Origin of the sequence: Alteripontixanthobacter maritimus (assembly GCF_003340475.1) — a bacterium.
GTDB classification, from domain to species: Bacteria; Pseudomonadota; Alphaproteobacteria; order Sphingomonadales; family Sphingomonadaceae; genus Alteripontixanthobacter; species Alteripontixanthobacter maritimus.
Genome location: NZ_QBKA01000002.1, coordinates 1669095 through 1689227, shown reverse-complemented (window position 1 = coordinate 1689227; position 20133 = coordinate 1669095). Strand labels below are relative to the sequence as shown.

Genomic DNA, 20133 nt, shown 5'->3' with positions numbered 1-20133 from the left:
CGCCGATGAGCCAAACCTCCGGACTACGCCCCGCCATGCAAAGGTCCGGCAGAAAGACCAACGGCCATAACCGCGGGGATCGGCGCGCCATTATCGATATCGGTTCGAACACAGTGCGGCTGGTGGTGTTCGGTGGCGCGTTGCGGGCTCCGCGTGTGATCCATAACGAGAAAGTGACGGCAAGGCTGGGAAGCGAGCTGGAAGAAACCGGGCGCATCGGCGCGGAATCGTGGGACATGGCGCTGGCGGGCCTGCGTCGGTTCGTGATGCTGCTGGAAGAACTTGAAACGAGCGACGTGGAAACCGTTGCCACCGCCGCCGTGCGCGACGCGGCGAATGGTCCCGAGTTTGCTGCTGCCGTCCGTGAGCTTGGGCTGGATTTGCGTGTTCTGACGGGAGAGCAGGAGGCGCAGGCCAGTGCCGTCGGCGTCTCAGGCGCATTTCCGGGTGCCGAAGGCGTAGCTCTCGACCTTGGCGGGGGCAGCCTGGAAATCGTCGAGATCAATGCGGATGGCATTAAACATGGTGTCAGCCTGCCGCTCGGTACCCTGCGCCTGCCGGCCATCCGGGCATCCGGGGAAAAGGCGCTGGCTAAGCGGCTGCGTCAACTGCTCGCGGCTTCGGGATACAAACTGCCCGAAGGCCGCCCGCTCTACCTTGTAGGCGGGGCTTTGCGGGCGTTCGGGCGCTATGTGATGCTGCAAACCGATACCCCGCTGGACGATGCGCACGGGTTCGAATTCTCTGCCAAAGCCGGGTTGAAACATGCGCGCACTCTGTCGGGCACAAGTGTGTCCGATCTGTCGGAGATATCCGCCATCACCTCCTCCCGCCTTGCGATGCTGCCCGATGCAGCCGCGCTACTCGAGGTGTTGTTCAAGGATCTGGACCCCGCCCGGATTGTCATTTCGGCCTGGGGACTGCGCGAAGGGCTTTTGTTCGGCCGGTTGGAAGACACGCGCCAGGCGCAGGATCCGCTGATCGCGGGCGTGAGCGATTTTACCCAGGACCTGGCCGGATCGTTGCGCATGGCTACGATGGTGGCAGGCTGGTCCTCGCAACTGCGTGGGCGGTTCCATCCGGGCGACGAGCGAGTGCGGGTGTCGGCAATCCTGCTCAGCTTCGCCAGCCAGACGCTGGAACCGAACCTGCGCCGCAAACAGGTGCTCGACTGGGCTTTGCACAAACGCTGGATTGCTCTCTCGGCGGAGCAGCGAGGGATGCTGGGCGCCGCATTGCTGGCGCAGACGGGCAAGCTGTCGCTGCCGTCGGCATTGACCCTGATCGCGAGCGATGAAGCTCTGAAGGAGGCGCAGGTCTGGGGTCTTGCCACCAGGCTATGCCGCCGGTTCGCAGGTTGCTCGATTGGATCGATCGTGCATTCCAAACTGCTGATCGAGGATGATATGTTGACCCTGCGGATCGATGAAGAACTGTCGCCGCTCCGCAACGCCGGGACCGATAAGGATCTGGCCAATCTCGCTGCCGCGCTGGGCGTCAACAGCCGTATAGAGATGGTAGAAGACAACGAAGCCTGACGACCTAAGACAGTTGCAATATGCAATCGGTCGGGCGATACCGTTGCCAAGCTTACACTTTGCGAAAGGTCGCCCGATGTCCGCACTCAACATTCCCGAACCCGCATTCATGGCCGACGAAGAGATTTCGGTGTTCGACGATGCGGTGGACAAATTCTTCCAGCGCAACCTTTCGGACAAACGCAAGAAAAGCTGGGAAGAGGCGGGCCAGTGCGAGCGTGAATTCTGGCATGAGGCTGGCGAGGCGGGCTTGCTTGGCGTGTCAGTGCCCGAGGAATATGGCGGCCATGGCGGCGATTTCCGGCACGATATGGTGGTGGTGAACCAGACGGCCAAGCACGGTGCGGGCGGCTTTAACGCGTCGCTCCATAACGTCATCTGCGTACCCTACATCGTGCGGCACGGGACGGAGGAACAGAAGAAACGCTGGCTGCCCAAGATGGTATCGGGCGAGCTGGTGACGGCCATCGCGATGAGCGAACCGGGCGTCGGGTCGGACCTGCAATCGATTAGTACTACCGCTCTAAAGGACGGCAATGGCTACCGATTGAACGGGTCCAAGACCTTCATCTCCAACGGCCAGGTCGCAGATTTCATCATTGTGGTGGCGAAGACCGATCCGGATGCACGCGGCAAGGGCATTTCGCTAATGTGCCTCGAAACAGAAGGCGCGGACGGCTTCGCACGCGGCAAGAAGCTGGACAAGATCGGAATGGACGCGTCCGACACGTCGGAACTGTTCTTCGATGATGTGTTCGTACCAGCGGAAAATGTGCTGGGCGGTGAGGAAGGGCGCGGCTTTGCGCAGCTGATGGGCGAACTGGGGCAGGAACGGCTGCTCATCGCTCAGGGCGCGGTGCTCACAATCGAAAAGGCTCTGGAAACCACGCTGGATTACGTCAAGAACCGCAAGGCGTTCGGCCAGACCATCTGGGATTTCCAGAACACGCAATTCGTGCTCGCCGAACTGAAGGCGAAGGGGATGGCAGCCAAAGTGTTCGTCAATGACTGCATCGCACGCCATCTGGAAGGCGAGCTATCGCCCGACGCGGCAGCAGCGGCGAAATACTGGTGCACCGAATTGCAGGGCGAAGTAGTGGACAAATGCCTGCAACTGCATGGCGGCTGGGGCTACATCAACGATTACCCCATCGCCAGAATGTACCGCGACAGCCGCATCAGCCGCATCTTCGGCGGCAGCAACGAAATCATGAAAATGCTGATTGCGCGCAGTATGTGATTGTAAATATGATGCGTTTATGGGCTGTCGGATGGAACGCCGATCTATCTTGAAGGCCGTATTGGCCACTGCCCTGCTGCCCGCGACAATCGCGTGCGCTGACAACACCGCGCCGGATTATCGGTACCGTCTGACGGTGGAAGTGGACACGCCTGACGGCCTGCGTACCGGCTCGAGTGTGATCGAAGTGCGGCAGAAGTTGGTGCGATCCGGCGCTAACCCAAGCAGCGTCATAGTCAGTCGTAGGGCGTATGGCGAAGCTGTGACGGTTGATCTGCCAAACGGCGGCACTCTGTTTGCGCTGTTAAGCTCAGAAGATCAGATCGATTGGGCGGCCAGCGTGATGCAGCAGGCAGCCCCTAAAGTGTCGGGCGAAATTCATCAGGAGACGTTCGACAATATGCTATTGATCGATGGTGAAGTAAAATTGCCACGCTACTGGTCAATTAACGATTTCGATCTAAAGCTATCCGGCTATCCATTTTTGGTAACCTTCACCGACCCCAACGATCCCTCCAGCGTACAGATCGTAGATCCCGATAATTTAGATGAAAAATTCGGTCATAGGGTGAACCTTCAGCGCATCACAGTCCAGATCACTGACGATCCGGTGACCAATAGCATTAGCAAAAAGTTAAGGTGGCTTTACAAACCCTTCGATCGTCAATTGACGAAGGATGACTTCCCAAGTGGATTGCCAGTTGGTGATTTAGACGGAATGTTTTTGAAGGAATAAGCCTGTGCAATGGAAAAATCTTATTTATAAAAGAATTATGCTGAAATTTTAATCACTACTCGCGGTCAAAGCATCTTTTCCAAAGTCCGCCGCCTGTCGCGCCCCATCTCCCGCAACGCTGGCAGCATCGCGGCGAAGCCCTTCGCCGTGTCAGCCATCGCGTCCATCGCGCGCGGCAGTTCCTCCGCCAGTTCACCAGGCATATTGTCGGCATCGGGTCCGGCGAGACCCCGCAGGGTCGTGTCACGATCGAGCCCCTTGACCGGCTCGTCGCCGAACTCCTCCAATGCTTCTCCCAAACGAAATCATGAAAATGCTGATTGCGCGCAGTATGTAATTGTAAATACGATGCGTTTATGGGCTGTCGGATGGAACGCCGATCTATCTTGAAGGCCGTATTGGCCGCCGCCCTGCTGCCCGCGACGATTGCATGTGCTGACAACACCGCGCTCGATTATAGATATCGCCTCACGGTTGAAGTCGATACGCCTGAAGGTTTGCGTACCGGATCAAGTGTGATCGAAGTGCAGCAAAAACTGGTGCGACCGGGCTCAAGTCCTGGCAGCCAAGCTATCAATCGCAGTATTTACGGTGAAGCAGTAACAGTCGATCTGCCAAATGGCGGCACGCTGTTCGCGCTGTTGCGTTCGGAAGATCAGATTGGTTGGGCTGGGATCGTAATGCAGGATGCGGCACCTAAGGTGGCTGGCGAAAGCTACACCGACAGGTTTGATAATATGCTGCTGATTGACGGTGAGGTGACCCTGCCGCGTCGGTGGCCTCTTATCGAACCGGACATACGGCTGTCCGGCTATCCAATGATGGTGACTTTCGCCAACTCGTCCATTCCAACTACCGTAAAACTTGTCGATCCTGACGACCTGGCGGGTACATTTGGTAATGGCGTGCACTTACGGCGTGTCACTGTGCAGATTACTGAAGATCCGGTTACTCACAACATTGTTGAAAATTACCTACCATGGCTTCCAGATTACTATTCCACCATGCTTGATGGAAATAGAATAAATACGATAAGCGCAGATAATAGACTCGCGAACGATTTATCACAGGGTGATTTTATAATGGGCAATTCAAGATAAATAAAACATTGTCTGAAAATCATATTAACCATTTTGCTGATTTCCGGAAAGTAATTCTTTAAAAAGTATCGATCGCCTGCAGAATGCTAAACCGCGCCAGACATTAAAAGCGGCTATCGTTCAGAAGACTTTCTTTCGTGGTTTTCGCCATCTCCCGCAACGCAGGCAGCATTGCGGCCAAACCTTTGGTCATGCCTGCCATCGCGTCCATCGCGCGCGGCAGTTCCTCTGCCACATCGGCAGGAATATCTTCCGCATCGGGTCCGGCGAGATCCCGCAGGGTCGCATCGCGGTCAATCCCTTCAACCGGCTCGTCGCCGAACTCCTCCAGCGTTTCTGCCAGCGGTCCGACTTTTACATCGAGCATCGCGTCCATCAGGTCCGCTAGCACGCCGACCATGCGGTCCTGTACTGCGGGATCGCGCATTCTTTCAGCCATCACCACGGCGGCGGCTTCTGCCGTGTCCGTATCTTCGATGCCCTGCGCGGCTGCCGGGCTGGCAAGGGCTATTCCCGCGAGTGCCGCAACCGATGTAACAATGCGTTTCGTCATGTTTTCCTCGAACCGTTGATATCGCTCGAAATTAGTGGAGGATCCCGTCTGAGCCTGCGCTGAATATCACCGCTGCGGGTTGGCGGCACGAATGCGGAGCAGTATGGCCTGCTCCATGAAAACCAGAGCAGCCGTAGCCTTCGCCCCCAACCAGCCCCTCGAGATCGTGGACGTCGATCTGGAAGGTCCGAAAGACGGCGAGGTGCTGGTCGAACTGATGGCCACCGGCATCTGCCACACCGACAGTTACACGCTGGACGGCAAGGATTCCGAAGGCATCTTCCCGTCGATCCTGGGGCATGAGGGCGCGGGGATCGTGCGCGAGATCGGTGCGGGCGTGACCAGCGTGGCCGTGGGCGATCACGTCATACCGCTGTACACGCCTGAATGCCGCGAATGTAAGATGTGCCTGTCGGGCAAGACCAATCTGTGCAGCGCCATTCGCGAAACGCAGGGGCGCGGTGTGATGCCGGATGGCACCAGCCGGTTCAGCTACAAGGGGGAGACGATCTTCCACTATATGGGCTGCTCCACCTTTTCGAACTTCACCGTGCTCCCTGAAATCGCAGTAGCCAAGATTCGCACCGACGCGCCATTCGACACGACTTGCTATATCGGTTGCGGCGTGACGACGGGCGTCGGCGCGGTTACCAAGACGGCGAAGGTCCAGCCGGGCGACAATGTGGTGGTGTTTGGCCTTGGCGGGATCGGCCTGAACGTGCTTCAGGGCGCGAAGCTGGCGGGCGCGGCGCGCATCGTGGGCGTCGACATCAACCCCGACCGGGAAGACTGGGGCCGTAAGTTCGGGATGACCGATTTCGTCAATCCAAACGATGTCGGGAACACGGTCGAACATCTGGTCAACATGCTCGATGGCGGTGCAGATTACAGCTTCGATTGCACCGGCAACACCGCCGTGATGCGCGATGCGCTGGAATGCTGTCACAAGGGTTGGGGCACCAGCATCATCATCGGCGTGGCAGAGGCGGGCGCGGAAATCTCGACCCGGCCGTTCCAGCTTGTCACGGGCCGCAACTGGCGCGGCACGGCGTTTGGCGGGGCCAAAGGACGGACGGATGTGCCGGATATTGTCGACATGTATATGGACGGCAAGATCGCCATCGATCCCATGATCACTCACCGCCTGACGTTGGACGAGATTAACAAGGGTTTCGACCTGATGCATGCAGGCGAATCCATTCGCGCAGTGGTGGTCTATTGATGGAAACTGTAAGCGAAGCCCGCAGCCATGGCGGCGTTCAAGGCGTCTATCGTCACGCATCCGAAGCGACGGGCACTGAAATGCGCTTTTCGGTGTTCGTCCCGCCGCACGAGGACGGTGCGAAGCTGCCGGTGCTCTGGTATCTCTCCGGCCTGACCTGCACGCATGAGAACGTGACCGACAAGGGCGAGTATCGCGCTGCCTGCGCGAAACATGGCATCATCTTTGTCGCGCCAGATACCTCTCCGCGCGGCGACGATGTGCCAGACGCGGAAGATGAATACGATTTCGGTACCGGCGCGGGTTTCTATCTCGATGCGACCGAGGAACCCTGGGCCGAACATTACAATATGCGCGATTATGTGACGTCCGAATTGTGCGAGCTGGTGGGGGAGGAGTTCCCGGTGGACCTGGACCGGCAGGGTATCACCGGGCATTCGATGGGCGGTCATGGCGCGTTGACTATCGGGTTACGCAATCCGGGTCGCTACCGGTCAATCAGCGCCTTCGCTCCGATCTGCGCCCCGTCCCGCGTGCCGTGGGGCCAGAAAGCGTTCTCCCGTTATTTGGGGGAAGACCGCGCCGCCTGGGAAGAATACGATGCCGTGGCTCTGATAGAAAGCGGTGCACGTCCGGCGCAATTGCTGATCGATCAGGGGACGGCCGACCAGTTCCTTGAAGAACAGCTTTCAACCGCTCTGCTGCGCGACGTGTGCGAGGATGCAGGTATCAACGCTGCGATCAGAATGCAGGAGGGGTACGACCATTCCTATCATTTCATTTCCACCTTCATGGCGGACCATATCGGCTGGCACGCCAAGCGGCTGAAGGGCTGACTGCTCGACATGGTCTGCATTTAGGCCCACAGCGGCCCGTATGCAGGAACACCCGGAAAAACCGATCTTTGGCCCCGAAACGGCCGCGCTGGATGCGCCCCATCCCCCACGCATACAGACCCGGCGCTCGGTAGCGAAGGCGGTGTCCTGGCGTATCGTCGGTACGCTCGATACGCTGCTGCTATCCTACCTGCTGATTACCTATCTCGGCCCGTATTTCGGGCTTGAGCAAAGCGGCGGGGAAGCTCTGGAGACGGCCAGCTACATCGCTATTACGGAAGTGGTCACCAAGATGGTGTTCTATTTCCTGCACGAGAGGTTCTGGGTCTGGCTCCGCTGGGGGACATCGGTGGTGAACGGCAAGCGCCGCGAAACGCTGGCGCGTTCCTCAACCAAGACGGCGACATGGCGCACGATCGCCTCGCTCGATACGATGGTGCTGGCGTGGTTCTTTACCGGCAGCATCGCCACCGCGGTGTCCATCGGCGGGCTGGAAGTCTTTACAAAGCTTATCCTGTATTTTTTCCACGAACGCATCTGGTCGAAGATCGGGTTTGGTATCGTCCACGGTGCGCCGGTAGCCAGCGCTGCAGTAAGTCCAACCTGACCTTCAGGCGGAGCAGCTTGCCCCGCCAAGCACACAGAACCGCGCGCAATGCGGGTGGTTGAGCGCCACGGGTTGGCTTGCCTCGTCCAAGGTTGCGCCTAAGTCGAACCCGGGATCGTAGGGGATCAGCGTGCAGGCTGCGACGCGCGGCGCGGCTTCTCCCTTGCGGTGGACGACCATGCGGCTGGTGGCGCACATGATATCGGCCGGGTGCTTGTCCAGAATGCTCCAGCAGGCGGTGGTGATCTCGGCAATATCAGCAGTTTCGTCCATTTCGGGAAACAGTGTGAGCGCGGTCGGGTCTTGCGCGTCGATTGCAATGCCTTCCCCCTCGAACAGCAATGCGTAGCCGGCGCGGGCGAGCGCGTCGGTTTCTCCCGGCGGCAGGCGCCCCGCCACTGCAATTTGAAAACCATTATCGGACAGCCAGCGGAGCCCGCTCATGGCCGGTTCCCAGCTGCGCGGCCCGCGCTCGCCCTCGTGGATTGTCTGTGTGTAATGGTCGAGGCTGATCCGCATGGTCAACCTGTCGCCGTGCTTCTCGCGCATTGTCAGAAGCGCTGCCTCGTGCCGCCGCAACGGCTTCATCGCGTTGGACAGCACAAGCGCCTCGTATCCACGATCAAGCACATCGCTTAGCATCGCAGGAAAGTCCGGGTTCATGAACGGTTCGCCGCCGGTGAAGCCGATTTCGCGCGTTGCCAATCCGCCGCTCTCGATTTCGTCCAGATATTGCGCCACATGGGCTGCCGAAATGTAGACAAGTGCGTCGTTGGTCGGGCTGCTCTCGATATAGCAGGTGGCGCAGGCAAGGTTGCACAGTGTGCCGGTGTTGAACCACAGCGTCTCGAGCTCCACGAGCGGCACCGACGCGCGCGCTTCGCCTTTCGCAGTGACTTCAGGATCGCTGAACTTGGCAGCCGGCAGCGGGGCCGCTTCCACTGCGAAGGGGGAGGGTCCGACAGGGGTGTTGCGGCTCTTACGAACGCGTTCGCTTGTGCGTGCCAAAGCCATCAGAAACGCCTCCGCATACCGGCGAGCAGGCCTGCCCATGCCTTGGGAATTTTGCCGAATACGGTTGGCTCCCACGCGGCGAAGGCTGCAGCCTTGGTAATTTCGCTGCGGGTTGGATAGGCGATGACCGCGCTGCCAAGGGCAAAGGTGGAGCTCTTGCCGGTAATGGTCTGCGAAAGCGGTAACAGCAGATCGCCGGCATTCTTGCCCACGATGCTGGCGCCGATCACTTTTTTGCCTTTGAAAATTACCTTCATGCGGCCCTTCGTTTGCCCTTCTGCAATCGCACGCTCATTATGGTCGAATCCTTCGGTGATGATTTTGATCGCATCGCCATGTGTCTTGCGCGCATCTGCTTCCGTCAGGCCGATCTGCGCGACTTCGGGGGAGGTGTATGTGCACCAGGGTAGCGCCGACCAGTCCACTTTCGTGGGCACGCCCAGCGTAATTTCGAGCGCGACGTTGCTGCCTTCATAGCCAGACACATGAGTCAGGCGCGGTCCGTCGCGGCAATCGCCGATAGCATAGATGTGCTTGATCGAAGTACGGCGGCGGTCGTCGACCACGATGCCGTTCTTGCCGGTCTCGACGCCGACTGCATCCAGCCCCAAGCCATCGATGTTGGCCTTGCGGCCGACGGCAACCAGTAGGTGCGACCCTTCGACACTCTGCGCGCCGTCGATCTCGACAAGGATGGCCCCGGCAGTGCCCGACACGGCCTTCGCCTTGCCCTGAACGAAGCGGACGCCTTCCGCCTTCATCGTATCAACGACCACGGCGACATTACCTTCGTCATCGCGGCCCATCGGGCGGTCCGGTTCGATTATGGTCACCCGGCTACCCAACCTGCGGAAGCTTTGCGCCATTTCCATACCGATTACCCCGCCGCCGATGACAACAAGGTGGTCCGGCAGGATATCAAGATCGAACAGGTTCTCGTTAGTCAGATAGGGTACGGTTTCGATACCGTCGATCGGCGGCACGAACGGCCGGGAGCCTGTCGCCAGCACGATGCGCGGTGCGGTCAGCGTGCGGCCTCCCACTTGGGCCGAGTTCGGCCCTGTCAGCACCGCGCGTTCGCGCAGTACCTCGCAGCCCATTTCCTCGAACCGTTCCTGCGAATCGTGCGGCGCGATTTCGGCGATGGCGTCATGGATATGCCGGTGCACACCAGCCCATTCCACCTGCGGAGCCGCCAGTGTCACACCGAACCGGCGTTCCTCGCGCGCTTCCCCGGCTCGCTTGGCTGCGGTTATCAGCGCCTTGGACGGCACGCAGCCATTGTTGAGGCACTCGCCGCCCATTTCGTGCGCTTCGATCAAGGCAACTTTCAGGCCGAACAATGCACAGCCACCGGCTGCGGTCAGGCCGGCAGCACCGCCGCCGATAACGATAACGTCGTGAGAATATTCCATGGCCGCCCGTAACCTATTTGACTGGATAAGCGAATGCGTGTTGCAGGACATAAAGCTGCCCGATTGCTTGTCGGGTTCGCAGCCAAGGATGGACGGGTTACATGAATCTCGAAAACAGCCAGAACTATTACGGCAAGGTGCTGGCAAACAGTTCCGATCTCAAAACCGACGCCTGCTGCACTACCGAGCCCCCGCCGCCAGCGGTGCTGGGCGCGCTTGCCAATGTCCATCCGGACGTAAAGGCGCGGTATTACGGCTGCGGCCTGGTCGCGCCTGCCGCCATCGAAGGCGCACATATCCTCGATCTGGGGTCCGGCAGCGGTCAGGATGCCTACCTGCTGGCACAGATGGTGGGCGAGCACGGCAGCGTGACAGGTGTGGACGCGACGGCAGAGCAGCTGGCCGTGGCGAACGAGCATCTGGAATGGCACCGCGACCGCTTTGGCTATGCCAAATCGAACGTGCGTTTCGTGGAAGGCGACATCGAGAAGCTGGATGTGCTGGAATTACCCGCCGCCTCCTTCGATGTGATCGTGTCCAACTGCGTCATCAATCTGGTGGCGGACAAGCAGGCCGTGTTTGCCGCTGCACTCAAGCTGCTGAAACCGGGCGGAGAGCTGTATTTCTCCGACGTTTATTCCGACCGCCGCGTGCCGGAAGCGTTGCAATCCGATCCGGTACTGCATGGCGAGTGCCTTGGCGGGGCGCTGTATTGGGGTGACTTCCTCGATCAGGCGAAACAGGCAGGCTTTTCCGACCCGCGGCTCGTTACCAGTCGCCCGCTGGCCATTGGCGACAAGGCGGTAGGAGCAAAGCTGGATGGGATCGGCTTCCACTCGGCAACATGGCGGCTGTTCCGCATCGACGGGCTGGAACCACAATGCGAAGATTACGGTCAGGCGGTGGTCTACAAGGGTGGTGTCGCCGGACAGGAACGCATCTTCGAACTCGACAGCCATCACCAGATCGAACGCGGGCGCGTGTTTTCCGTCTGCGGCAATAGCTGGAAAATGCTGGCGGACAGTCGTTTCACACAGCATTTCGACTTCATCGGGGACTTCTCCAACCATTACGGCGTGTTCGCCGGCTGCGGGACCGAAATGCCCTTTGCCGGTCCCGCATCGCCCGCCGATGAAGGCGCGGCGTGTTGCTGAATATCCTGCTCACCGGCGCGGCCGGGCTGATCGGCGGGGAACTCGCTGAGCGACTGACGCAAGCCGGCCACCGCGTAACGGCGCTGGTGCGCAACAATCGCGACATCCTCGCCAACGATGGAACGCCGGTCGAAGTGGCGGAAATCGTCACGGCGGATCTTACGCAGGACCGGCTGGCGCTTGATGCCGCCACATACGAACGGTTAGCGAATACGCACGACCTGCTAATGCATTGTGCGGCGCTTACCCGGTTCGATGCGAGCGAGGAGGAATACCGCGCGACCAACATCGAAGGAACCGCGCGCGCGATTGCGCTTGCACAGGCTGGCGATATGGACCTGTTGCAGGTCAGCACAGCTTACGTGTGTGGTGCGCGGTCCGGTGAAATCCTCGAAACCGATGCTTTGCCCACCAACAGTTTCACCAATGGTTACGAGGCCAGCAAGGCGCAGGCGGAAGCGCTCGTCAGAGCCAGCGGCCTGCGCTACGCAATTGCTCGCCCCAGCATCGTGGTGGGTGACAGCAGAACCGGCGCAATCCGCCAGTTCGATACGATCTACGCTGCGTTCAAGCTGATTGCGGAAGGCCGGGTGCGGCACATGCCTGTAGCACGCGGGGCCACACTGGACTTCGTGACTATCGACCATGTCGCCGCCGGTATTACGATGCTGGCGCAGCGTATGGGGGAGGCCAATGGCGGCGCATACCATCTGGTATCAGGCGGCGCAGTGCCGGTTGAAACCTTTGCCGCAGCCATCGGCAGCTTCCCCGCGTTCGATGCACCGATGCTGGTCGAGGCGGACGGGTTTGATCCCGATAGCCTGCCGCCGCTGGAGCGCCGCCTGTTCAAGCGTGTGGCGGGTTTGTACGCGGCCTATTTTCAACGCGACCCGCGTTTCGATGACAGCCGCTTCAGCGCCGTGACCGGCATGGCGGGTCCGCCGGTGGACCCTGCGCTGCTGCAAAGGCTGATACTGTACTGCATCGATATCGGTTTTTTGAAGGATAGCCGCGCTGCATGAGGAATATCAGGCTTGCCGAGTATCGGGATTAACGAATATCCGGATAGTCCCGCGCCAGCCTTTTGCGCGCACCGAAGGCCCACATGATGCCGATCTTGAAGTAGATCCAGTTCGCCTTCAGCGCCCCCCATTCGGCGATCCGCCGGTCGCTGGTGCGTACGATCCGCGGGACCAGCTTGATCCGCCCAAGCCGCGCGAACTTGATGCACAGATCCGCTTCTTCCATCACCGGCGTGCCCGGATCGCAGCCGCCGATGGCAAGGTACTGGTTGCGGCGAAAGAACATGGCATGATCGCCGAACAACAGCCGCACGCCTCGGAAAAACAGATGCGGCCGGGTGATGAGCGGCGCGTACCAGGTCTTCAGCCAGTTATGCAGGGATGTGCCCCACCGCGTTTTCGCGCCCGTAATCAGTGGGGTAAAAGCAGCCAGCGCGATGCTTTCGTCGCGCAGGGTGTCCTCGATCACCTGCACCATATCGGCAGGTGGGATGGTATCGGCATGAAGGACGCAGACATACACGGTCCGCGCCGCTGCAACTCCGGCATTGATCTGCACCGCGCGGCCCCTGGCCGATGGCAGCAATGTCCAGCCAGCACCGCGCACCATGGCGCAAGTATCATCCGTGCTGCCACCATCCACCGCGACGATGGCAGCAGGTTTCGGTTCCAAACGGTCCAGCGCTTCGATCAGGGTGGGAAGGGTAGCAGCCTCGTCCAGCACGGGGACCACCAGCGTCACACGGCTCACGGGAGGAATTCCGGCCAGGCTGCGAGGTCCTCGGCCAGATCGACATCGGAAAGCTCGGGTAATATGGCCACTGAAGCACGTGCCGTGCGCAGCCGCTGTATTGTCTGGTCAAACACCGTGTCGGTGCTCCATTCCATTCCTGTAAAAACCCACGGCATCGGGCGCATCAGTCCAAGCGCCCAATAGCCGCCATCACTGGCCGGGCCGACACATGCATTGTGGTCTGCCAGTGCCCCTGCCGCTTCGCCGAGGTGATCCACAGTCAGGCCGGGGCAATCGCTGCCCAACGCGATGCCAGGCGCGGGCATTCGTGCAAGTTTGTCCGAAAGGTTGCCGTCGCCCTGATCGACTACTTCCGCATCATGACCCAGCCACTCGCGGAACCGTGCAGGCTCCGCGCCGGTCACACGAACCACGAACGGCAGTCCGCTGGCACGAGCGGTTTCCACGGTATGCGCCAATAGCTTGCGGTAAATTGCTGCTGCACCATCTTTACCGAAGTGCGGGATCAGCCGAGTCTTCGCCTGTCCGGGTTCCGGCCAACGCGCGAATATATGCAGGGTGGGGCGCGCGTCATCAGACATGGAACGCGCGATAGCGCCTTGGAGCGCCGCGGGCCATGGGGCATTACGATTGGCATGAACCGGAACTCGATGATCTTTGCCGTCTGTGCCGCCGCGTTCGTAGGGGCAATCGCGGTGCTCGAACGTCGCAGACCACTGCGTGAACAGGAACATGACGAGAAACGGCGCACCGTACGCAATCTCGCCTTGGGGGCGGGGTGCGCGGCTGTGGTCGCGATGGCGGAGGTTCCGCTGGCGAACCGGGTGGCGGCCGGAAATCTTGTGAACCGGCGCGGGTTTGCACAATGGTTTCCGCGTTCGCTGCGTCTGTTGGCCGGGGCAGCGGCGATGGATTATGGATTCTACCTCTGGCACGTGGCCACGCACCGGGTGCCGTTCCTGTACCGTTTTCACCGCGTCCACCACATCGATCCCGACATGGACGCGAGCACTGCTGTCCGCTTTCATCCCGCCGATATGTTGGTGTCGCTCCCATGGCGGCTGGTGCAGGTGCGGCTTAGTGGGGCAAGCCCGAAGACGCTGCGTTACTGGCGTAATTTTTTCAACGCATCGATCCTGTTCCACCATAGCAATCTGCGGCTTCCCCAGGAATGGGACCGCCGCCTGTCGCTCGTCCTGACCACACCCCGGATGCACGGCATACACCATTCCAAAGTAGCGGAGGAGCAGAACGCGAATTTCACCAGCGGGCTGAGCTTCTGGGACCGTTTACACGGCACATTCCGTACTAAATCCGACCCGCGCGTCATCGACATTGGGGTGGAGGATGAGGATGCGCTGGAAGATCTCGCGCTAGCGACGAGCCTTACGGCACCGTTCCTGCCGCAACCTGAAGGCGTGAAGCCTTATTCGAGCTAATGCGATTGTTTGAGAATGGGTGGGAAAGTGGTGCCCGAGGGCGGATTTGAACCACCGACACGACGATTTTCAGTCGTCTGCTCTACCCCTGAGCTACTCAGGCATCACTTTTCACCAAACCGCCCGGGCCGCGATGCAGCCAGCGGGTGGGAAGCGCGCCTATGGCTGGCGGGCGCGGCTTTGGCAAGGGGAAATCAGGGGGTGTCGTCATCCGGCGAGGGCGTTATTTCCGCGGCGATTTCATCGGGCAGCGCAGGGCGGCCAGGGACCGCGTAACCATCGCCGAACCACCGCGCCAAATCACGGTCACGGCAGCGCTGGGAACAGAAGGGATGGAACTCAGCCGCGCGCGGTTTCTTGCAGATAGGGCAGGGTTTGGACCGGGCGGTTGAAGTTGTCATCGCGTCACAATCTGGGCGTGCCCCGCCTCCAGCGCAAGGGTTGGTTCGAAGACCAACTCGACCGCGTCCGCCGAACGGCCGGTGCGCCGCGCCAGTTCCGCCAGCCATTCGGGACGCAGCTTCGCCTTCAGCGCCGGGTGGCAGGTCAGCAGCAAAGTGCCCGGCCCCTCCGTCCGTTCCGCCCGGCGCAACAGGATACGGGCCGCCGCGCCGGTGCGGGAGCGAGTGACACGCTGGAAAATGGACGGACCTTCCAGCCGCGCGACCAACTGCACGAAACCGAACCCGTTCATGGCGGTTCGTTCGTGCGACCATCCGGCCAGCGCGCTTTCCAACGATGCGTCGAGCGCCTTGCGGACAGCTTTCTCGGTCATGGTGGGGAAGTCGATCCCGATGGAACCGCCAATATCCAGCAGGCGCAACGCTTTCGCCACTTCCACCACCGCGGCCCGTGCGGTGCCATCGACATCGATCAATGTCATGGCCGGGGTGTCCGCCAATAGCAGCGCACCGCCGGCGTAATCGATCTGACCCGACCAGGCGGCCGCAAACACGTCCTCCCAATCCACTACGTCAGGGAAGCGCCGCACGATACGGGCGTCATTACCCAACCGTTCGGTAAGCGTAGGGGCGGGGCGGATAGCGGCTTCGCTGGGCCGTGCCTGCGCGCGTTTCAGTCGCCCGCGTTCGCCCAAAGCCGCGCGGGTGACTTCCAGCCTGAGCGCCGCACCTTCGCTTATCGAGGAAGGCAGCCGATCGACCAAAGCCTCTTCGCCGCTGGCAAAGCGTGCTGTGCCGCGCGCGCTGCTCGAGGTCCGACTGAGAAGAATGGCATCTGCGATCTCGCCCGCCACCAGCCTGCCGGGCCATTCCAGCCTCGCTGCGACCATGTGTCCGTTCTCGAGCCGGACGGCGCGATGTTCGGCAATGCCTTCTTCGACCAGCCAGCCATCGGACATTTCGTCAGCCAAGCTTGAAACCCGCCGCCTTAAGCAGCAGCCTTGTTTCGTAAAGCGGCATTCCCACTACACCGGAATGGCTACCCTGGATCCAACCGATCAGCCCCTCGGCTGCACCTTGGATAGCGTAGCCACCCGCCTTGCCGTGCCATTCGCCGGATGCGAGATAATCGCGCATTTCCTGGTCCGAAAGGCGCTTGAACTTGACCGCAGTCTCGCTCATCTTTTCGCGCAAGCTTCCATCAGGCGCGCGCAATGCGATGGCGCTGAATACGGTATGCCGCCGGCCCGAAAGCAGGTCCAGGCAGCGGCGCGCAGTAGCCTCATCTTCTGCCTTGGGTAGAATGCGGCGACCGACGGCCACCACGGTATCACCCGCAAGGATGTGCGCGCTGGCCGCGTCGTTACTTGCCGCAGCGGCCACAGCCTTCTCCGCCGCCATACGCCGCGCATAGTCGCGTGGCAGCTCGCTTGGCTTGGGGGTCTCGTCGATATCGGCTGGGGCAATGCTGCCAGGTTCGATTCCCAACCGGCCAAGCAGATCACGGCGGCGCGGACTGGCCGAAGCCAGCACCAGTTCGGGAATTACCGCAGGCGCAGTCACGCCCTTTTATGCAGGGCCCGGACCCTGTCCCGGCCCACCGCGACCCGGCATGAAGCGGTAGGTAATGCGCGCCTTGGTCAGGTCATAAGGTGTCAGTTCGCACAGCACCTCGTCACCCACCAGCACGCGGATACGGTTTTTGCGCATCTTGCCAGCGGTATGGCCGAGCACTTCATGGCCATTTTCAAGCTCTACCCGGAACATCGCATTGGGCAGCAATTCCACCACCTTGCCGCGCATTTCGAGGAGTTCTTCTTTTGCCATAAGCTCTTGTCTATTCCATATTCTACTGGGACCCGGATACGGGGCCGTGGCGCGCCGCATACCCCCGCATCGTGCAAAAGGGAAGGAAATAGCCGCTGGTCGATCAATTTGCTGCAATCATCGGCCATTCATCGCCCCAAGTGCTTATTTCTGCGACCGAACGTTACCAATGCATTGTTGTCCACCGTCCAGCCATGCGGCAGGAGGGTTTCGGGGCGGTTGAAGCAAGGATAAGCTAACTGTGCGCCTCGAATATCGGCCGACCGTCTTCACATCAGCTTTCGGAATAGTTTCCAGCTTTGCGCTCTGCGCGGCTTCGGTCGTTGCGGCTGCTCCTGCTCATGCGCAGACCGATGGCGCACCCGATGTGCCCGCAGAAGCGCCTGCCGATCCCGGCCCTCCGGCAGACGATAACGAGATTGTCGTCACGGCAGAGCGTTTCTTCGGCTCGGTCGAGACAGAACAGGCCCCCATCATCGAGCTGGATGAGGCGGAAATCGCTTCCTACGGGGCGAATTCCATTGCCGATCTGGTGGGTCAGCTTTCTGCGCAAACAGGCTCGGGGCGCGGGCGCGGGGGCGGCAGGCCGATCTTCCTGATCAACGGCCAACGCATATCCAGTTTTCGCGAATTCCGCCGCTATCCGCCTGAAGCCATCAAGACGGTACAGGTCCTGCCCGAGGAAGTGGCGCTGGAATACGGTTTTTCGCCCGACCAACGCGTATTGAATTTCATCCTGAAGGATAATTTCGCCAGTCGTGAACTGGAACTCGGCCTGTCCACCCCCACCGCCGGGGGGCGGCTGTCTTCCGAAGTAGAAGCGTCGCTGCTGACGATCGACGGACCGCGCCGCATGAATATTGCCGCAGAATATAATGGCAGCAGCCTGCTGACCGAAAACGAGCGCGACATTATCCAGACCGCAGGCAGCGTGTCCGACGTCGCCACCGATCCCGATCCCGCCCCGTTTCGCAGCCTTGCCTCCCGCAGCGACAATGGCGAACTCGACGCGACCTATTCGATCGGTCTGGGCGGCGGTGCAGGTGGACAGCTGACACTGTCTGCCGGGCTCGACCGGACGGAAACGACCAGCCTTTCGGGCCTCGATACAGTGATCCTGCGGGATGCAGCGGGAAATGGGACTATCCGCGTGCTGGACGACAACCCGCTGGAGCGGCGCAGCGAAAGTACGACCTATACGCTGGGCAGCGCGCTGAACAAACGGCTGGGTTTCTGGGATATGGCCGCCACCTTCAATGCCAGCCGCACCGATGGGCAGACCGAGATCGACCGCAGGCGGCCGGGCAACACGCTGCAGGACGCAGTCGACGCAGGAGCACTCGCGCCAGACGGCGTCCTGCCAACCGTACCGGATGCAGGGTTCGACACGGCGCGTAGTCAGGCCGACGCAATTTCCACCAAGCTGACCGCGCGCGGCCGTCCGTTGTTCCTGCCCGCAGGAGAGCTCCGTACGAATTTCGATGCGGGATATTCCTATACCAGCATCGAAAGCGTGGATACGCGCTTTGGCGGTCCGCCAACGGACCTTTCACGTGGCGATCTGTCGGGCGGTGTCTCGCTCGTCGCTCCTCTCACCAGCCGGCGCGAGGACGTACTGGCGGGGTTGGGTGACCTGACCCTTTCATTGGGTGCCGGGATCAACGAGCTCAGTGATTTCGGCACGCTGACGGACTACAATATCGGCCTGACTTGGCAGCCGGTCGACAAGTTGACGTTGAGCGCGACGCGCATTGTGGCCGAAGCAGCGCCGGGGCTTTCCGTACTGGGCAGTCCGGTCGTCGAAACGTTCAATGTCCCGGTTTTCGATTTCGCCACCGGAGCGAACACTCTCGCTACCATAATCACCGGCGGCAACCCCGATCTTCGCGCGGAAACACAGAAAGACTGGAAGCTGGGCGCGACGTTGCAACTGGACTGGTTCGACCGGACATCGCTGAGCGTGGAATATTTTGCCAACAGTTCGCGTGACACGGTGGAAGGGTTCCCGCTGCTGACGCCGACTATCGAGGCGGCCTTTCCCGACCGGGTAACGCGCGACGACCTGACCGGCCGCCTGCTGGCCGTGGATCGCCGCTCGGTCACTTTCGCCCGCCGGGATAGCGAGCGGCTGCGTTTCGGGGTGAACCTGTTCGGCCGGATAGACGACAGCGGTAGCGGAGGGGGCCGACCGCCCGGTGGAGGGCGACCAGGTGGTGCACGAGGTGGGCAAGCCGATACGGATGGCCAGACTACCGGCAGCGAAAGCAATTCATCGCAAAGCGCACCGACGACCGCCCGTCCGACAGCTTCCCCCCGCGATGATGGGGCCGATGGCGCGCGCGCCGGCAATCGTAGGGGGGGTATGCCTTTCGATCCGGATCGTTTTGCCGCCTTACGCCAGCAGGTTTGCGCGATGGAGCCAGCCGCTCTCGCTGCGAAATTAAACCGGGACAATACCGAAGCGGGTTCGGGCGGGAATGGCGCAAGTGATGGCGAGGCCGTGTTGCGGCTGCCTCCGCAAATGCTCGAGCGCCTGCGCGGCGATAACGGGCAGGTCGATCCGGAACGGGTCGGACGGCTGCAGGCGAGGCTATGCAGCGACGAAGCCAGCGCGCGTATGGCGAGACGGATGGAAGGCCGTTCGCCACAGCCTCCTGCGACAGGCAGCGACGCGGCAAAACCGGCCGATGGTCACGCGAAAACCGAACAGCAGAGCAGCGAACAAAAAGGCCAGCAAGTCGGTCAATCACGCAGCCAACGTCGCGGCGGTGGGGGCGGCATGCGGCGCGGTGGGCCGGGGCGCTGGAATGCCTCCGTCTATTACTCGCTCGAATTGCGAAACGATGCGCTTGTCGCGGATGCCGGGCCCAGGCTCGATCTGTTGGACGGGGACGCTCTGGGTGGTGGCGGAGTGGCGAAGCACACGGTGCAGTTCAATGGTGGGTTTTTTACCGACGGCATCGGCGTGAGATTGAACGCAAATTACGACAGCGGGTACGAGGTTGACGAGCTTACCTTCGACGGATTGGCAAGTGTATCTGCCCGTGCATTTATCGACCTGTCCCAGCAGACTTGGTTGACCGGCCCGGAGCCGGGTATCTTCAAGGGGACGCGTGTTTCGTTCAGTGTTTCCAATATCTTCGACAGTCGCCGCAAGGTTACCGATGGTGACGGCCTTGTGCCGCTAGCCTACCAGCCCGACCTGATCGATCCGGTCGGCCGCGTAGTATCGTTCGATCTGCGCAAGATGTTCTAAAAACCGCGCAAATCACCGA

At 60.8% G+C, this 20133-nt stretch carries 21 protein-coding genes and 1 tRNA gene; 11 read left to right on the top strand and 11 right to left on the bottom strand.

Going from position 1 to position 20133, the window contains the following annotated elements; genetic code table 11:
• The first annotated feature begins 5 nt into the window (after positions 1 to 5).
• The 3 genes from HME9302_RS08400 (at position 6) to HME9302_RS08390 (ending at position 3514) form a co-directional block, all read left to right on the top strand.
• Positions 6 to 1538: a Ppx/GppA phosphatase family protein gene (locus HME9302_RS08400; RefSeq protein WP_115366645.1), complete on the top strand. Its 1533-nt coding sequence runs from the start codon at positions 6 to 8 to the stop codon at positions 1536 to 1538.
• A 76-nt stretch (positions 1539 to 1614) separates the two neighbouring features.
• Positions 1615 to 2778, top strand: a complete 1164-nt coding sequence (locus HME9302_RS08395; protein WP_115366644.1) for an acyl-CoA dehydrogenase family protein — start codon at positions 1615 to 1617, stop codon at positions 2776 to 2778.
• A 31-nt stretch (positions 2779 to 2809) separates the two neighbouring features.
• The gene (locus HME9302_RS08390) at positions 2810 to 3514 is read left to right on the top strand and encodes a cupin domain-containing protein (protein ID WP_115366643.1); all 705 of its coding nucleotides are present in this window, start codon (positions 2810 to 2812) and stop codon (positions 3512 to 3514) included.
• Between the two features lie 65 nt (positions 3515 to 3579).
• On the opposite strand, the gene HME9302_RS08385 is transcribed toward HME9302_RS08390, so the two are convergent.
• Positions 3580 to 3813 carry a hypothetical protein gene (locus tag HME9302_RS08385; protein ID WP_115366642.1) on the bottom strand — a complete coding sequence of 78 codons (234 nt, stop codon included), beginning with the start codon at positions 3811 to 3813 and terminating at the stop codon, positions 3580 to 3582.
• 69 nt (positions 3814 to 3882) lie between these two features.
• Here HME9302_RS08385 and HME9302_RS08380 point away from each other — a divergent pair, with 69 nt between their 5' ends.
• Positions 3883 to 4614, top strand: a complete 732-nt coding sequence (locus HME9302_RS08380) for a hypothetical protein (protein WP_147270792.1) — start codon at positions 3883 to 3885, stop codon at positions 4612 to 4614.
• A 103-nt stretch (positions 4615 to 4717) separates the two neighbouring features.
• On the opposite strand, the gene HME9302_RS08375 is transcribed toward HME9302_RS08380, so the two are convergent.
• The gene (locus HME9302_RS08375) at positions 4718 to 5167 is read right to left on the bottom strand and encodes a hypothetical protein (protein ID WP_115366640.1); all 450 of its coding nucleotides are present in this window, start codon (positions 5165 to 5167) and stop codon (positions 4718 to 4720) included.
• Between the two features lie 115 nt (positions 5168 to 5282).
• On the opposite strand from HME9302_RS08375, the gene HME9302_RS08370 reads away from it, so the two are divergent.
• From HME9302_RS08370 to HME9302_RS08360, 3 genes are read left to right on the top strand one after another with little or no spacing between them, the layout of a single operon-like run.
• Positions 5283 to 6389 carry an S-(hydroxymethyl)glutathione dehydrogenase/class III alcohol dehydrogenase gene (locus HME9302_RS08370; protein WP_115366639.1) on the top strand — a complete coding sequence of 369 codons (1107 nt, stop codon included), beginning with the start codon at positions 5283 to 5285 and terminating at the stop codon, positions 6387 to 6389.
• Positions 6389 to 7225: an S-formylglutathione hydrolase gene (gene fghA, locus HME9302_RS08365; RefSeq protein ID WP_115366638.1), complete on the top strand. Its 837-nt coding sequence runs from the start codon at positions 6389 to 6391 to the stop codon at positions 7223 to 7225. Before HME9302_RS08370 ends, fghA begins: the two co-directional genes overlap by 1 nt.
• A gap of 40 nt (positions 7226 to 7265) precedes the next feature.
• Positions 7266 to 7832, top strand: a complete 567-nt coding sequence (locus tag HME9302_RS08360; protein ID WP_115366637.1) for a DUF2061 domain-containing protein — start codon at positions 7266 to 7268, stop codon at positions 7830 to 7832.
• Positions 7833 to 7835: 3 nt separating this feature from the next.
• Here the strand turns inward: HME9302_RS08360 and HME9302_RS08355 are convergent, their stop codons facing one another.
• Both HME9302_RS08355 and HME9302_RS08350 read right to left on the bottom strand, forming a co-directional pair.
• Positions 7836 to 8846 (bottom strand): radical SAM protein, encoded by a 1011-nt coding sequence (locus tag HME9302_RS08355; protein ID WP_115366636.1) that lies wholly within the window; start codon positions 8844 to 8846, stop codon positions 7836 to 7838.
• A complete protein-coding gene (locus HME9302_RS08350) occupies positions 8846 to 10261 on the bottom strand; it encodes a dihydrolipoyl dehydrogenase family protein (RefSeq protein WP_115366635.1) in 1416 nt (471 codons plus the stop codon). The genes HME9302_RS08355 and HME9302_RS08350 overlap by 1 nt, the downstream gene beginning before the upstream one ends.
• A 101-nt stretch (positions 10262 to 10362) precedes the next feature.
• Between HME9302_RS08350 and HME9302_RS08345 the strand changes: the two genes are divergently transcribed.
• A complete protein-coding gene (locus tag HME9302_RS08345) occupies positions 10363 to 11415 on the top strand; it encodes a methyltransferase domain-containing protein (RefSeq protein WP_115366634.1) in 1053 nt (350 codons plus the stop codon).
• Positions 11406 to 12437: an SDR family oxidoreductase gene (locus tag HME9302_RS08340; protein ID WP_230079934.1), complete on the top strand. Its 1032-nt coding sequence runs from the start codon at positions 11406 to 11408 to the stop codon at positions 12435 to 12437. Before HME9302_RS08345 ends, HME9302_RS08340 begins: the two co-directional genes overlap by 10 nt.
• Before the next feature lie 28 nt (positions 12438 to 12465).
• Here HME9302_RS08340 and HME9302_RS08335 read toward each other — a convergent pair whose 3' ends face one another.
• Both HME9302_RS08335 and HME9302_RS08330 read right to left on the bottom strand, forming a co-directional pair.
• Entirely contained in the window at positions 12466 to 13188 is a 723-nt protein-coding gene (locus HME9302_RS08335) for a glycosyltransferase (protein WP_115366633.1), read from the bottom strand.
• A complete protein-coding gene (locus HME9302_RS08330; protein WP_115366632.1) occupies positions 13185 to 13772 on the bottom strand; it encodes a TIGR04282 family arsenosugar biosynthesis glycosyltransferase in 588 nt (195 codons plus the stop codon). Before HME9302_RS08330 ends, HME9302_RS08335 begins: the two co-directional genes overlap by 4 nt.
• Before the next feature lie 54 nt (positions 13773 to 13826).
• Here HME9302_RS08330 and HME9302_RS08325 point away from each other — a divergent pair, with 54 nt between their 5' ends.
• Positions 13827 to 14630, top strand: a complete 804-nt coding sequence (locus HME9302_RS08325; protein WP_115366631.1) for a sterol desaturase family protein — start codon at positions 13827 to 13829, stop codon at positions 14628 to 14630.
• Between the two features lie 28 nt (positions 14631 to 14658).
• On the opposite strand, the gene HME9302_RS08320 is transcribed toward HME9302_RS08325, so the two are convergent.
• The 5 genes from HME9302_RS08320 to infA all read right to left on the bottom strand — a co-directional run bounded on the left by HME9302_RS08320 (position 14659) and on the right by infA (position 16858).
• Positions 14659 to 14733: transfer RNA gene (locus HME9302_RS08320), tRNA-Phe, on the bottom strand.
• Between the two features lie 91 nt (positions 14734 to 14824).
• On the bottom strand, positions 14825 to 15031 hold the full coding sequence (locus HME9302_RS08315) for a DNA gyrase inhibitor YacG (RefSeq protein ID WP_115366630.1): 207 nt from the start codon (positions 15029 to 15031) through the stop codon (positions 14825 to 14827).
• Entirely contained in the window at positions 15028 to 16002 is a 975-nt protein-coding gene (locus tag HME9302_RS08310) for a ribonuclease E/G (protein ID WP_326833159.1), read from the bottom strand. Before HME9302_RS08310 ends, HME9302_RS08315 begins: the two co-directional genes overlap by 4 nt.
• Positions 15995 to 16594: a Maf family protein gene (locus tag HME9302_RS08305; RefSeq protein ID WP_230079933.1), complete on the bottom strand. Its 600-nt coding sequence runs from the start codon at positions 16592 to 16594 to the stop codon at positions 15995 to 15997. The genes HME9302_RS08310 and HME9302_RS08305 overlap by 8 nt, the downstream gene beginning before the upstream one ends.
• A gap of 6 nt (positions 16595 to 16600) precedes the next feature.
• Entirely contained in the window at positions 16601 to 16858 is a 258-nt protein-coding gene (gene infA, locus HME9302_RS08300; RefSeq protein WP_067600927.1) for a translation initiation factor IF-1, read from the bottom strand.
• A gap of 241 nt (positions 16859 to 17099) precedes the next feature.
• On the opposite strand from infA, the gene HME9302_RS08295 reads away from it, so the two are divergent.
• Positions 17100 to 20114 carry a TonB-dependent receptor gene (locus HME9302_RS08295; protein WP_115366628.1) on the top strand — a complete coding sequence of 1005 codons (3015 nt, stop codon included), beginning with the start codon at positions 17100 to 17102 and terminating at the stop codon, positions 20112 to 20114.
• The last annotated feature ends 19 nt before the right edge of the window (positions 20115 to 20133 follow it).